Origin of the sequence: Thalassotalea crassostreae (assembly GCF_001831495.1) — a bacterium.
Taxonomy (GTDB): Bacteria; Pseudomonadota; Gammaproteobacteria; order Enterobacterales; family Alteromonadaceae; genus Thalassotalea_A; species Thalassotalea_A crassostreae.
The window spans coordinates 3,364,295-3,378,409 of record NZ_CP017689.1 but is presented as its reverse complement, the minus strand read 5'-3'; the positions used below and the strand labels follow the sequence as shown (position 1 = coordinate 3,378,409).

The window sequence follows — 14,115 nt, the reverse complement described above, 5'->3', positions numbered from 1 at the left end:
AATAACAAAGAATTAACCTTGTTAGGGGACACAATGAAACATCCATATTTTAAAAATACGCTTAAATTTAATGCCTGTGCAGTATTATGTGTTGTTTTTAATTTTTGTTTTTCAACTACTTTGCATGCCAGTGAAAAACCGAACCTAATTGTCATACTGACCGATGATCAAGGTTATGCAGATGTCGGCTTTAATGGTTCTAAAGAGATCTTCACGCCGCACATTGACCGAATCGCAACTGAGGGCACACGATTTACTCAAGGTTATGTTTCATATCCTGTTTGTGGACCTAGTCGTGCGGGCTTATTAACGGGTCGATATCAAGACAGATTTGGTTTCGTTGGTAACCCCACCATTGATCCTACGGTAGACAACGCCGGTATTCCAAAAGACGAAAAAAACATTGCAGAAGTGTTGAAACCAGCAGGATATACCTCAGGCATTCTTGGTAAATGGCATATGGGGACTCACCCAGATTTGCACCCAAACAAACGTGGCTTTGATCATTTCTTTGGTTTTCTATCCGGCGGACACCGTTATTTTCCTGAAGAATTAAATATCAACGACCTTTCGCAAGTTACCAAAAAATGGCAGTGGTATAACACTCGTTTATTGCGCAACAATGAACGAGTCGATATCAAAGAGTACTTAACCGATGAGTTATCTAACGATGCCGTTGACTTTATCAAGCGTGAAAAAGACAATCCTTTCTTTTTGTATGTTGCCTATAACGCCCCGCATGCACCATTGCAAGCCACCCAAGAATACTTAGATAGATATCCACATATCAAAAACAAGCGTCGTAAAACCTACGCGGCGATGATCAGTTCTGTCGACGATGGCGTTGGTAAAATTTTAGATACCTTAAAAGAGCAAGGTATAGATGACAATACCATCATATTTTTCTTGTCTGACAATGGTGGTCCATTAGAAAAGAATGCGTCGGATAACGGTGTATTGCGCGGTGGCAAAGGTGCGCCATTTGAAGGCGGTGTAAGAGTACCATTTGCTGTGCGTTGGCCAGCTAAGATACCTGCCGGCCTCGACTACCATGAGCCTGTGATCTCATTGGATATTCTAGCGACGATTGTTGATGAAGCAAAAGTAGATATCAGTAAAAACAAACCACTCGATGGTGTCAACTTAGTTCCGTTTTTGACCGGTGAAAATAAAGGTCAGCCACACGATGTTCTGTTTTGGCGCAGCCATGGTCGTTGGCAGGCATCGCTTACTAACAATACGAAAATGATCAAACAGAAAAATAGTCAAATGCTCTACGACATAAATACTGATATTTCTGAGCAGAACAATGTCTATAAGAAAAATAAATCACAATACAACAAGCTACAACAGAGTTACCAACAATGGAATGAAGAGCTTGAAGATGGAGCTTTTCCTAAGCTTGGTTCGTGGGATTTTAAAAAACAAAATGCAGAAGCTGTAAATGCAGAAGCTTCCAAAAACCAAAAAAATAACAAGAAAAGTGCTGAACAAAGCGACGCACAAGAATGAGAAACTTCAATATGAATAGTAAATTTAAACTGGCATTGGCAGGTGTTGTATCCATTGCGTTAACCGCGTGCTCTCAGCCTGAATCAAACGAACAAACAAAAGTACATGACTTAAGCAAAACAGCAAAACCAAACGTGGTTATCTTCTATATTGACGACTTAGGTTATGGTGACCTGAGTAGTTATGGCGCGACTAAAGTTCAAACGCCTGAGATTGACAGGATTGCTAATAACGGCATTCGCTTCACCGATGCGCACAGTTCTGCTGCAACGTGTACACCATCTCGTTATTCCTTACTTACAGGTGAACATGGTTTTCGCAGTAGTGCAAAAATTCTTAAAGGTGATGCTCCAGCGTTAATTCAACCGGGTAAACCAACGCTAGCGAGCATGCTTAAAAAAGCCGGTTATGCAACCGGTGTTGTTGGTAAATGGCATTTAGGTTTAGGTAACGGTGATGTTGACTGGAACAGTGATGTAAAACCAGGGCCATTAGAAATTGGCTTTGATTATAGTTTTTTATTACCAGCAACAGGCGACAGAGTACCGGCGGTATATCTTGAGAATCATCGCGTGGTAAACCTAGATCATAACGACCCAATATCTGTTAGTTATAAGGGTAAAGTTGGTAATCGTGAAACCGGCTATGAAAACCCAGAATTATTGCGTTTTGTTGCTGATAAACAACATAACGAAACCATAATTAATGGCGTAAGTCGCATTGGTCATATGGCTGGCGGTGAATCAGCGCTTTGGACTGATGAAGATTTTGCCGAAGTATTTTCTGATAAGGCGATTAACTTTATTCGTAGCAATAAAGATAAACCTTTCTTCTTATTCCATTCTTACCATGATATTCACGTACCACGTTTACCTCATCCAAAATTCATCGGCTCAACCGATATGGGACCACGCGGTGATGCAATTGCACAAATGGATTGGATCACTGGGCAAGTGATCAGAGAACTTGAAGCGTTAGGCATTGCTGAAAATACGTTATTAATTTTTACCAGTGATAATGGCCCAGTACTTAATGATGGTTATGAAGATGAATCAGTAACTAGACTTGGTGACCATAAACCGGCGGGCCCATTTAAAGGCGGTAAATACAGCCGTTATGAAGCAGCCACTCGCGTACCAACAATCGCTTATTGGCCAGGTACAATTCCTGCGCAAGTAAATGATGCTTTGGTTTCGCAAATCGATATTTATGCGTCACTTGCAAAATTAGTAGGCCAACCACTGGCGGAAAATGAAGCACAAGATAGTCAGCAACAACTAGCAGTTTGGTTAGGGCAATCTAATGAAGGGCGCGTAGATTTAGTTGAAGAGTCTATGGGTAGCGGTGCGTTGCGTGAAGGCAATTGGAAATACATTCCAGGAAGTAAAAAGAAACATACTTTTATTAAGGATAATAAAGGCATTGCTGGCGGTTATATGAAAAAACCACAATTATTCGATTTATCGAATGATGCAGGCGAAACTAAAAACTTAGCTGAACAATATCCTGAACGTGTCAAGCAAATGGATGCAAGACTAAAACAAATTATGGCTACAGGTTACTAACCCAAATTTGTTGAGATTAGGAACAACTCAAATAGAAAGAGCTAAGAAAAACAACGACAAAAGGTGATAACAATGAAAACAAAATTATTAGCATTATCAGCGTTAATGGCATTAAGCTTTTCAGCCGCTGCCAACGACTACTTTAATAAATTCGATACAAATAAAGATGGTTCTATCGACGTTAACGAGCATAAACAAATGACTAAAGGCTGGATGGATAAAGCCGGTCTTAAAGGCGAAAAACGGGCTCAAATGAACCAAAATGGCTTTAATAAAAAAGACACTAACAAAGACGGCAAAATTTCGTTAGAAGAGTTTAAAGCAGCAAAAGCTCAACAGAAAAAAGCTAAAAATAAAAACAAGAATAAGAACAAAAATAAAAACAAATAATTAAATTTGTTTTATTAAAGCCGAAGTTTAAGTATCAGCAATATTTCCAAATGCTTTTGTTTATTGCTTCGGCTTGCTTATTTCTAATGGCCTAACAAAGAGAAATTATGTTGAATAATACATTTAAAAAAATACAACAAACTTTATTAGGGGTTCTTGTATTGACCGCTATGGGGTGTAGTGAACAATCGACTGTTGTAGATTCCAATGATAAAAATACGCCAGCAAAGAAAAAGCCGAACGTAGTTATCTTTTATGTGGATGACTTAGGTTTTGGTGATTTATCAAGCTATGGCATGACGGCAACTCAGACACCTAATGTTGACGAATTAGCCGCCCAAGGCATTCGTTTTACTGACGCACACAGCTCTGCTGCAACGTGCACACCGTCACGATATTCATTACTGACCGGTCAATATGCATTTCGAAATAATGCCGCTATTTTGCCTGGCGATGCGCCATTGATTATTGATTACACTAAGCCGACGCTGCCTAAAATGATGAAAAAAGCTGGCTACAAGACCGCAGTTGTCGGTAAGTGGCATTTAGGTCTTGGCCGTGGAACCGTCGATTGGAACAAAGACGTAAAACCGGGGCCATTAGAATTAGGTTTTGATTACAGCTTTTTAATGCCTGCAACGGGGGACAGAGTGCCTACTGTGTATTTAGAAAATCACAAGGTTGTTAATTTAGATCCAAATGACCCGATCGTTATTAGTTATGAAGACCGTATTGGTGAACGACCTGTAGGGACTGAGTCGCCTGAGCTATTAAAACAAACAGCTGATTTGCAACACAGTGCCACTATCGTAAATGGCATAAGCCGAATTGGTTGGATGCAAGGTGGGAAATCAGCTGAATGGATTGATGAAGACTTTCCTCAAGTATTCACTGATAAGGCAATAGACTTTATTCAACAATCAAAGGATGAACCATTCTTATTGTTTTTCCCATTTCATGATATCCATGTACCAAGAGTGCCTAATGAAATGTTTGCAGGTAAGTCAGGAATGGGGCCAAGAGGCGATGCCATTTTACAAATGGATTGGATGACAGGGCGCATTGTTGATGAACTTAAAAAACAAGGTATCTATGACAATACGCTGATTATTTACTCTAGTGATAATGGCCCGGTCATGGACGATGGTTATGACGATCAAGCTGAAGAAATGCGTGGCGCACACGATCCAAGCGGTGGTTTTAGAGGTGGCAAATACAGTGCCTATGAAGCCGGTACTCGCGTGCCAATGATTGTTACCTATCCTGATGGTATGGTAGCTGCTGGTGTAAGTGACGCGTTAATTAGTCACATTGATTTATATCGCACGCTTGCCACGTTTACCGGTGTTGAGTTAGCAGAAAATGAAGCAGTGGATAGTGAGAACGTTTTAGCTGCATTACTTGACAGCAACGCTGATGCTAGAGATGAAATGTTAGAAGAATCTTTTACTATTTCACTGCGCAGTGGCAAGTGGAAATATATCGAACCGTTTAATGGTGTAACTCCTGACTGGTTAGCGAATAAAACAGCGATAGAAAATGGATTAATGACCGTGCCGCAATTGTTTGATATGAGCAACGATGTAAAAGAGCAAGTAAATATTGCCGACAAATATCCCGAAAAAGTTGCTGAATTGCAGCAACGAATTGATGATATTCGTTCGTTAAAATAATACCTTCAACAAAGTTAAATGAGCGTTAAATTAACGCTCTTTATAGTTTAAGCCAGTTTATTGATAGTCTTGATAAACTGGTTTTTTATTTGTCAAAAATGCGGTCTAAAGATTGATCAATTTATCCATCTGTTATAATGTGTGATTTATATTATAAAATAAAAAGAACACTATGAAAGTTATCACATCAGTTATTAAAAAAAGTACTTTAATTGCAAGTATTGTCTTATCACTTCCTGCTTTTGCTACCGATTACTATGTGGACAACACTGGTAGTGATAATTTTGATGGATTATCGCCAGAGCAAGCATTCCAATCGTTAAGTAAATTAAATTCTTTAGCGTTGCAGCCGGGCGATAACATCTACCTTGCTGGCGGCCAAACGTTTCTAGGAACCATTAAGCTAAGCAACATCTCTGGCAATGCAGAATCACCCATTTCAATCAGCAATTTTGGCGATTTAGAGCAACGAGCAATTATTGATGCTGCAGGGGAATTAGCCGGCATAGAGCTGATAAATCCACGCCACATTAATGTCAGTAATATCGAAATAACTGCCGATGGCGGTATTAAGAAAAAGTATCGAGGCTCGAGTCCAATGCGTCTTGGTATATTAGTTGATATAAACTCGTTTGATAATGCTGCAGACTTTGGTCACATTACTTTTGATAATTTGTATATCCATGACGTGTACTTTGAAGAGTTTGGTTACGAAGGTCGTGGTAGCGATGTTAATACACCAAACGGTACACAAGCATATGGTTGGGGCGTACGCTTATACAATAATAACAACGGTACGACCAAGTTAACCAATGTCACTATGCAAAATTCTGAAATAGGCGATGTAGCGCACACTGCGTTTAAGGTGACGTCTAATTCAAATAGGAACATAGAAGAACGTCGTTGGGGAAATGTTTATGATGTTGAGCTAACTAACAATTACTTCCATGATATTGGTGGACCAGGAATTCAATTTGGCGGCACTAACAGTGGTTATGTTGGCCATAACAAAGTACACCGAACGGGTAGCGGCAGTGATAGCCGCAAATGGAATCGTGGCAGTGGTATGTGGCCATGGGGTAGTAAAAACTTATTAATTGAGCATAACGAATTTTTTGATGCACAAGGACCGGCAGACTCTGCAGGTTTTCATATCGATTTTAACTGTACCAATATTGTGGTGCAGTATAACTTGAGTAAAAACAATGCCGGTGGCTTTATAGAGATTTTAGGCAACAATGAAAACAACAGTTATCGCTATAACGTTAGTGTTAATGATGGTAATCGCAAAAAAGGTGTGAATGGTGCTTCACATGACGGCAAAATATTGTGGACAAGTGGTTATGTTGGTAAGAATAATCCACAAGTTGCCGCCAAGAATAACTACATATACAACAATACTGTTTACGTAAAAAGTGATCAGCTAGCTCAGTTCGCCGTACATAATGAAACCAATGGTCTGCTAGTGGCTAATAACCTATTTATTATCGAAGGTGATACTCACTATATCACGCAAGATATATACAATTTGGTGGACGGCGAAAATCCGACTCAAGATATCTTAGTGACTAATAACGCTTTCTTAGATGCGACAGATTGGCCTGTTGAATCCTTGGCTGTAAGCACAAATCCGATTGTTGGTGATCCGCAATTTGCTAATCAAGGTGGATTTACCCTTGCTGATTACATCCCTGCAAATCAAGACTTGATAAGTAATCAAGGTATCGAAATTGTTGCCTTTGCGGATGACCCAATCGGGTTGGTAGCAGGGTTTGCGCTAAGTGAAGATATCTTAGGAAATCCAATCACCGGTAATCAACATTTAGGGGCAATTTACCCATTTGATAGCACGGCGCCGCAAGCGGACTTTTCATCTGACGAAACCGATACTACTTCATTAACAACCTTTACCGTTACCATTTCTTTTGATGAGTTAATCAGTGACTTTTCATTATCTAATTTAACAGTTAGTAATGCTGAATTAAGTAATTTGATTAAGCTTTCTGATAAGCAGTGGCAATTTGATGTCGCGCCAATAAGTGATGGCGAAGTATCAATACAGCTTGCTGAAAATAGCGTTGTTGATGCAAGTGAAAATGGCAATGTTGAAGCACACTATACAATTACATACCAAGCAAGCACTACTGAAACCGAAACTGAAAGCTCTAATGAACAGGAAACTAAATCGTCAAGTGGCTCGGGCGGTACGTTTTACTATGTGTTGCTGCTACTTGGTTTAACTTCTTTTAGACCAAAAAGAAGACATTTATAATGACTCTTTACAGCAAAGGAAGGGCACAACCTAGGTTCAAATTAGCATCAATGATGTTGTTTTTTTTAATGCTAATTAACGTGATTGTGTCTTTTTCATTTGCGATAGAAATTGAGTTAAAAGAACAGTCCATTAAGTTACAGCGACAAAACGCTAATGCCAGTTTTTCCCTCGACAACAGTCTAAGTATTGAATTTAGTTCAAGAAAGAATAGTAAAGTTGTCCTCGTACCAACAGCTGGGAAAGGTTGGGATTTCTCAAAATTTCACGGATTACAAATCAAGTTAACCAATACTGGCAATGCGCGATTTATGCCAGCAGTTCAACTCACCTCTCCAAATAGTGCCAAGTGGCAAAAGATTGAAAATTCTTTATATCTAGACTCCGGCGAGACAAAAACATTAGTGGTTTATTTTTATCAAACTGGCGAAAGTTTCGCCGCTGCGCATCCTCAATATCAACAAATGAACGCCGGGCCATATACAGTCCCAAGTCATTGGGCAGGTATTGATAATGCAAATATTGATAAAATCACAATTTCACCGTTAACAGACGATGGTTATATTTCCAAAGGCGGCTTAATTCGAATCGAGTCAATAATACCTTTTACTCTTGATCAATTACATGATTATCAATCATCGCATCAATTTCCTTTTGTTGATAAGTTTGGTCAATACCTTCACGGTGATTATCCGTCAAAGTTAAAAGACAGTAAGCAGTGGCAAGTGCGCGAACAGCAAGAGCAAGCCGATTTAAGCGCGAATCCTGGCCCTGATGACCGTTCAAAATATGGTGGCTGGCTCAAAGGTCCAAAGCAAACAGCAACAGGCAATTTTTATACTAAGCAAGTCGATGGTAAATGGTGGTTTGTTGATCCTGAAGGCTATTTGTTTTGGTCTCACGGCGTAACTGGAGTAGGGTTTAAAGGTGCAAATACGCGAGTTCAAGGTCGCGAGCATTACTTTAAAGACTTACCTAATATTAATGGTTACTATAAAAAATTCTATTCAAGCCATGGTCCTCTGCGTTTCGACTATACCATGGCAAATTTATATCGAAAGTATGGTAGCAATTGGAAGCAAATATCAATTGATCGCAATCATCAACGACTAAAAAGTTGGGGGATGAATACTTATGGCAATTGGTCAACGGCAGAAGATTATAGCGAGGAGAAGACCCCTTTCACCGTCGCAGTAAATTATAAAACTAGAATGCTCGAGGAGAAGTTTCCAGATCCATGGGATAAGGATTTTGCTAACAATATTCGTCGTTCGTTAGTTGATAAAAAGAAAAATGGCAAAGCTGATTCACCATTCAATATTGGATTTTTTGTCGACAATGAATTGCACTTTTTCCAATCGTGGAGCTATGCAAAAATTATTACCAGTAGCCCAAAAGATCAGCCTGCTAAACAGTTTTTTGTTAGCCACTTGCAGGATAAATATAAGACTATCGAGCAACTAAATATCGCATGGAAAACGTCATTCCAGTCGTTTGAAGAATTACTCGCTAATCGCAAAGAGCTTAACAAAGATACAGTAGGTGAAGACGGTGAGTGGTTCTATCAGCAGATGGTTGAACAGTACTATCGAATTTGCCGAGAATCAGTTAAATCTGTGTTTCCAAATCATTTATACCTTGGTAGCCGAGTACATGGTGACACTAACGCCGTGGTATTGCGAGCGGCAGAAAAGTATGCAGATGTGATTTCTTATAATCTTTATCGCAGGAATTTACGTGACTTTACTAGCAAGGCAAAAGGTCTAACTAAACCATTAATGGCAACAGAGTTTCATTTTGGCGCGCTAGATCGAGGTGTTTTTCATACTGGTTTACAAGAAGTTTCAAATCAACAAGAACGTGCTCAGCATTATTACGAATATGTGCGCAGTGCGTTATCCAACCCTTTATTTGTCGGTACCCATTGGTTTCAATATCGTGCACAAGCAATCACAGGCCGAGGAGATGGTGAAAACTATCAGATAGGTTTAGTTGATATCACCGATACACCTTATGTAGAAACAATTAAGGCTGTCAGAAAAATTGGTTATTCACTATATGAACATCGTAAACAATAATTATAAGAGTAGTTATATGAAAAATTTGAGTGTGAAAGTCATATGCGCTGTGAGTATATGGGCGACAAGTTTCGGTTTGCTCGCCAATGACGCTAGCCAAACCAAATCGGTCGCTAAAACATCGATACAAGCAGAGCAAAAGCCGAATATATTATTTATCGCTTTTGATGATTTAAGACCGCTGATTGGTGCTTACGGTGAACCAGAGCCTATAACCCCAAATATTGATGCATTTGCGCAAGATGCAGTAAGGTTTGAGCGCTCTTATGTAAGTTACCCATTATGTAATCCATCGAGAGCGTCTATGTTAACGGGCGTTCGCTTTGATCTTCAGGCGGAAAACTGGAAAGACAATAAGCACCCTAAGCTTATTAGCAAACAAGATACTTGGCCGGGTGTTCTAAGGGATAACGGTTATTGGACTGCCACTAGAGGTAAGTTATATCACGGAAAAGTGCCGGGCAATGAGAAAAAATCATGGGATTTAGGCGGTAAGTTTTGGGGCAAGATTCAAGATGGCGGTCCTAAAATCTTAGAAAAAATTGTCGATATGGGCGGCCGTGAAGATCAGATCCAAATATACAAAGACAAAGGCGCTGGACCAGGTTCATTGATGTATGCTGCAGTTGATGGTCCTGATGAAATATTAAATGATGGTAAGGTTGCTGTAGATGTCGTCGATTTTATTAAAAATAAACGTGATAAAAGTAAACCCTTTATGATCGCATCTGGTTTTGCCAGACCTCATATGCCTTGGGTTGCGCCGAAGAAATATTTTGATATGTACCCTAAAGATGCCGGTAAATTAGCGTATTTTCCTCAGGGCGCAAAAGCCGCATTTGATAATGCAAAGTATAAAAGCAAAACCCGTGACCATGGGTGGAATGAAGGCGTGGATGATAATACTGCGCAAAAACTTATACGCGGTTATATGGCTAGTACTAGCTATGCAGATGCGCAAATGGGTAAGGTTATAAAAGCGTTAAAAGACGAAGGTCTGTACGACAATACCATTATCATTGTTTGGGGCGATCATGGTTATCATTTAACTGATCATGGTTTATGGCGCAAGAACACGCCATTCCATATTTCACTACGCAGTCCATTGCTTATCAAAACACCAAAGACAATTGGCGGCACAGTAGTTGACAAAATCGTGCAAAATATCGATTTGTATCCAACGCTTATGGAGCTTACGGGTGCTAAGGTAGATAGCAAGATTAAATTGCATGGCACGAGTTTAGTTCCTTTATTACATGCAAACGGCAGTGATGTTGAATGGGAAAATATTGCTCACACCAGCGCTAAAGGAAGCCATGGCGTTGTAACCGACAGATATCGATTTACCGTAATGGCAGACGGCACTCGTCATTTATACGACTTAGAACAAGATCCTGATGAATGGAATAATTTAGCAGGTGACAAACAATATAAAGATTTGATCAAAGATTTTGAGCAAAAAATGAGTGAGGTTGTTTGGAATAAAGCCGAGTGATAAACCTAGCTCTGAATAAGAGTGTACTCAAAAAGGCATTAGCTATTTTGGATTAGCTAATGCCCATGTTACTCAGATTTAAACCGCTCTAGTTACTTACAACATAAATAACCTGACCTTGTGGGTTTTTAGCAATATCTTCAATTTCTATATCATCGATATTAATTTTATATTTTTTAGGTGCGTGCATACTTAAATATTTTGTCGTCTTTGAAGCGCCATACTGGGCGGCAAAACTGGTAACGTCTGTATTATTACAGGTTAAATTTTCAGTGATATCTCTAACACCATATTCATCCATTCTCGATAGGGCTTTTAGCTTTCTAATGTTGTTGCTGGCTGAGGCGATACATATCAGAGTATTTCGCGAGTTATCCATAGCCTCAAATTTAAGCGCAACATTATCTAGTGCCGATAAATTAAAGGAAGTCATTGCGGTAGCAATTAGAGTCGATAATAAAAGCGGGCTAAGTTTCATAAATCCTCCTAGATTTGTGACTTACCCGGTAAAATTAGTCGTTTATAATTTTCATGTATAAAATAAAGCTAATTTTATTCATATTTTTTTCAATAAATAAGGTAATAAATAGCTTAGAGGTAAGCTATATAATAGAGCACTTATAGGATTCAATATCTGTAATATAAATAAGACCAGCCAGTTTGGTCGAGTTCGAGTTTGTTGTATAACGACAGGTCTTTTGGTTTATTTCATGCTGTTTCTAAGTTCGCTTTCTGACTTTTCGTCCCAATAACCCGCACCGAGCTCAATAAATACCGAAGTGTAAGGTAATGTTAAGTCGGTTTTTAAGATTAATACATTAAACAGGTCACTGCTGGCATCAAGCTTTTTAATTATTTCCATATGTTCAAGGCGCTGAATGTCACGGTTAGCTAAGGTTTTATCGAGTGCCTCTCTGTACGCCTCAATACCTTTAGCGTTGTGCTCTGGAATAAATGAAAGTTCTTTATCAATATAGATTGTACCATTGACATGCGACGCTTTATCGACTGCAGCAAGAACTTCTTTCAATACTGCAATTTGGCTATCACCTGTATAAATGGTTTTGATACCTGAATTACTCTGCTGCGGGTAAGCAGAATCGGCAATAACAATAAAATTACGATGGCCAAGCACAGGGAGTTGTTTGGCTAGTTCAGCGCGCCAATCTTGCACTATTTTTAAGTTTTCATTTGATTCTTTCGCGTAAGAATATGGTGCGATGTATGCACTAATGGTTAACAGCAGGCCAGTTATCATTAAAGTCAATTTATTCATTATTACAATCCCTTCTTATACGTTAGTCCACTGCTTGCTACAGAGTCCATAGCGACACATCGTCAATCAAGCCAATAAAATTAGTCACCGGCACTGCCTTTAAGGCATTACGGCTATAACCCATACCGCCAATGGTAAAACGCATACTTTGATTGAGCTTTATTTGTCCATCGCCGTTAGTTTGCGTTGCCTCGACAACCTCGCCGTCAATTTCAATAATAAGTTGTGAAAGCTTTGCATTGTCATGTGGCATACTCACCTTAATGCGATGCCACTTGCCATCATTAAGCTTATTTGATTGAGCTTTAAGCATTTTTGAATCTGATATTGCAACCGTCGCCACTCCGTCATCTAAATATAGATTTAGAAAATCCCTCGTTCTATTACCCCAAATGGTTGCCGTGTTAATTAAAATTTGATTGGCTTTTGAGTCAGTTTTAAAGGACAGTTCAAACGCAACAGCATGTTTACCTTGTAATGGCCCCATGGCAAAAGAAGCCATACGTGATTCTTTTGAGAACTTCCCAGCGTTACCATTTTGCCCCTTTACAAGTTTTACGTCACACTGCAAGGCGTCATATTGATCGCCAAACGTACCTAAATTAGGCAACACTCGCTCACAGCGCTTACCATCAAGAACATAACTGCTTTTCTTTTCGCTAAGTCCATTGATAGGGCGGTCTTGCTCGGCATAATCTTGCTCAAAGGTGTAATTCAATAGTTTAGATTTTGTCGCAAGTAATGCTAATTCACCACTGCTGCTTATCTTTGTAGAAGAGCCTGATTTATCAACACTTAATATTCCTGCTTCGCGATAGTTTCCATCTGATGTGTCTTCGCCATAATGTCGCAACAAAGTCATTTTAATTTTGTCATCGCTAACATCAATGGTTTGAAAATTGGTGAAGAAGTTACCCCGAGTTACTACTTGCAGTAAATCAGACTCTGGATCTTTGGTCACGGTATTAGCATGAACTTCGCCGGCAAAATAGATGTCCACTTTATATTTCCGCATTAATTGCCAAAACGGGCTTTCGACGCCATCATCAATCAACATGCCACTGCTACTTACTTTACGAACAGGGTAAATTACCGGCAAATGCGATTGCACAAATATATGTTTTATTGAAGTATCTTTACGTGCTTCGGATAACACCGACTCTAACCAAGCTAAATGTGGACCTACAACGGTGCCGGTAACACTACCTTGCTCACCTAAAGCGGTTTTATAATCGACTTGATGGAATACATCCATAGTGACAAATAACGCGTTTTTATGCTGATAAGCGTACGATGTATCTTGATACTTTGTTGCTAATGGTCTTGAGTCAGCACTGCCAATTTTTTCACTGTACTTAAACCGACTTCCATCTTTTGTGTAGTTAAAAGCGTTTGCAAAACTTTCTCTAAACTCAGCTTGGTACTTGGATACATCTGAGCCTACAGGCCAAGGGTTGTCGCCTACTTCGTGATCGCCCACAGCCATTAGTAAGGTGTCATAACCGCCTCTGGTGAAGGTATCAATCATACCGTCATAACAAAGTTTTCCAGCTTGTAATATCGATTGCTGAGGCGTTAATTTTGGATTGAATTTTTTGATGAACTTCGGCGTATCCCAATGACCACCATTGCTGTCACCAGGTAAAATAATAAGATCGCCACCATAATCACGCTTCATCATTTTTAAGGTATCAATGTTTTGATCAACCGAAGCGGGGTAATCCTTGAAACGTTCCCCCATAATGTGTTTTTCAGCCCAGTGCCAATCGGCAAGGCTGATAAAGCGCCAACTCTTTTCATCTTCTGCGTAGGCATTAATATTAGTCAGTAACACTGTTGTCAAAACACATGACA

Annotated in this window: 10 protein-coding genes; 7 read left to right on the top strand and 3 right to left on the bottom strand. The window is 39.4% G+C overall.

What is annotated here, in order from left to right; genetic code table 11:
- The first annotated feature begins 33 nt into the window (after positions 1-33).
- The 7 genes from LT090_RS14610 (at position 34) to LT090_RS14580 (ending at position 10,985) form a co-directional block, all read left to right on the top strand.
- The gene (locus LT090_RS14610; protein ID WP_068544294.1) at positions 34-1,512 is read left to right on the top strand and encodes a sulfatase-like hydrolase/transferase; all 1,479 of its coding nucleotides are present in this window, start codon (positions 34-36) and stop codon (positions 1,510-1,512) included.
- An 11-nt stretch (positions 1,513-1,523) separates the two neighbouring features.
- A complete protein-coding gene (locus LT090_RS14605) occupies positions 1,524-3,077 on the top strand; it encodes a sulfatase family protein (protein ID WP_068544529.1) in 1,554 nt (517 codons plus the stop codon).
- 72 nt (positions 3,078-3,149) lie between these two features.
- Complete coding sequence (locus LT090_RS14600; RefSeq protein ID WP_068544293.1) at positions 3,150-3,467, top strand: EF-hand domain-containing protein; 318 nt, start codon at positions 3,150-3,152, stop codon at positions 3,465-3,467.
- Positions 3,468-3,574: 107 nt separating this feature from the next.
- Positions 3,575-5,140 carry a sulfatase family protein gene (locus LT090_RS14595; protein WP_068544292.1) on the top strand — a complete coding sequence of 522 codons (1,566 nt, stop codon included), beginning with the start codon at positions 3,575-3,577 and terminating at the stop codon, positions 5,138-5,140.
- 172 nt (positions 5,141-5,312) lie between these two features.
- Positions 5,313-7,412: an Ig-like domain-containing protein gene (locus LT090_RS14590; protein WP_068544291.1), complete on the top strand. Its 2,100-nt coding sequence runs from the start codon at positions 5,313-5,315 to the stop codon at positions 7,410-7,412.
- A gap of 50 nt (positions 7,413-7,462) precedes the next feature.
- Positions 7,463-9,490: a beta-galactosidase gene (locus LT090_RS14585; protein ID WP_157726572.1), complete on the top strand. Its 2,028-nt coding sequence runs from the start codon at positions 7,463-7,465 to the stop codon at positions 9,488-9,490.
- Between the two features lie 16 nt (positions 9,491-9,506).
- Complete coding sequence (locus LT090_RS14580; protein WP_068544289.1) at positions 9,507-10,985, top strand: sulfatase; 1,479 nt, start codon at positions 9,507-9,509, stop codon at positions 10,983-10,985.
- An 88-nt stretch (positions 10,986-11,073) separates the two neighbouring features.
- Here the strand turns inward: LT090_RS14580 and LT090_RS14575 are convergent, their stop codons facing one another.
- The 3 genes from LT090_RS14575 to LT090_RS14565 all read right to left on the bottom strand — a co-directional run bounded on the left by LT090_RS14575 (position 11,074) and on the right by LT090_RS14565 (position 14,095).
- Positions 11,074-11,463, bottom strand: coding sequence for a DUF3718 domain-containing protein (locus LT090_RS14575; RefSeq protein WP_068544288.1), 390 nt, complete (start codon positions 11,461-11,463; stop codon positions 11,074-11,076).
- Positions 11,464-11,688: 225 nt separating this feature from the next.
- Entirely contained in the window at positions 11,689-12,261 is a 573-nt protein-coding gene (locus LT090_RS14570) for an RbsD/FucU domain-containing protein (RefSeq protein WP_082896996.1), read from the bottom strand.
- A gap of 37 nt (positions 12,262-12,298) precedes the next feature.
- A complete protein-coding gene (locus tag LT090_RS14565) occupies positions 12,299-14,095 on the bottom strand; it encodes a LamG domain-containing protein (protein WP_226996589.1) in 1,797 nt (598 codons plus the stop codon).
- Between the last annotated feature and the right edge of the window lie 20 nt (positions 14,096-14,115).

Excerpts from the sequence above, each read along its gene's own strand:
- LT090_RS14610 (WP_068544294.1), top strand. The coding sequence starts at position 34 with ATGAAACATCCATATTTTAAAAATACGCTTAAATTTAATGCCTGTGCA.
- LT090_RS14605 (WP_068544529.1), top strand. The coding sequence starts at position 1,524 with ATGAATAGTAAATTTAAACTGGCATTGGCAGGTGTTGTATCCATTGCG.
- LT090_RS14600 (WP_068544293.1), top strand. The coding sequence starts at position 3,150 with ATGAAAACAAAATTATTAGCATTATCAGCGTTAATGGCATTAAGCTTT.
- LT090_RS14595 (WP_068544292.1), top strand. The coding sequence starts at position 3,575 with ATGTTGAATAATACATTTAAAAAAATACAACAAACTTTATTAGGGGTT.
- LT090_RS14590 (WP_068544291.1), top strand. The coding sequence starts at position 5,313 with ATGAAAGTTATCACATCAGTTATTAAAAAAAGTACTTTAATTGCAAGT.
- LT090_RS14585 (WP_157726572.1), top strand. The coding sequence starts at position 7,463 with ATGATGTTGTTTTTTTTAATGCTAATTAACGTGATTGTGTCTTTTTCA.
- LT090_RS14580 (WP_068544289.1), top strand. The coding sequence starts at position 9,507 with ATGAAAAATTTGAGTGTGAAAGTCATATGCGCTGTGAGTATATGGGCG.
- LT090_RS14575 (WP_068544288.1), bottom strand. The coding sequence starts at position 11,463 with ATGAAACTTAGCCCGCTTTTATTATCGACTCTAATTGCTACCGCAATG.
- LT090_RS14570 (WP_082896996.1), bottom strand. The coding sequence starts at position 12,261 with ATGAATAAATTGACTTTAATGATAACTGGCCTGCTGTTAACCATTAGT.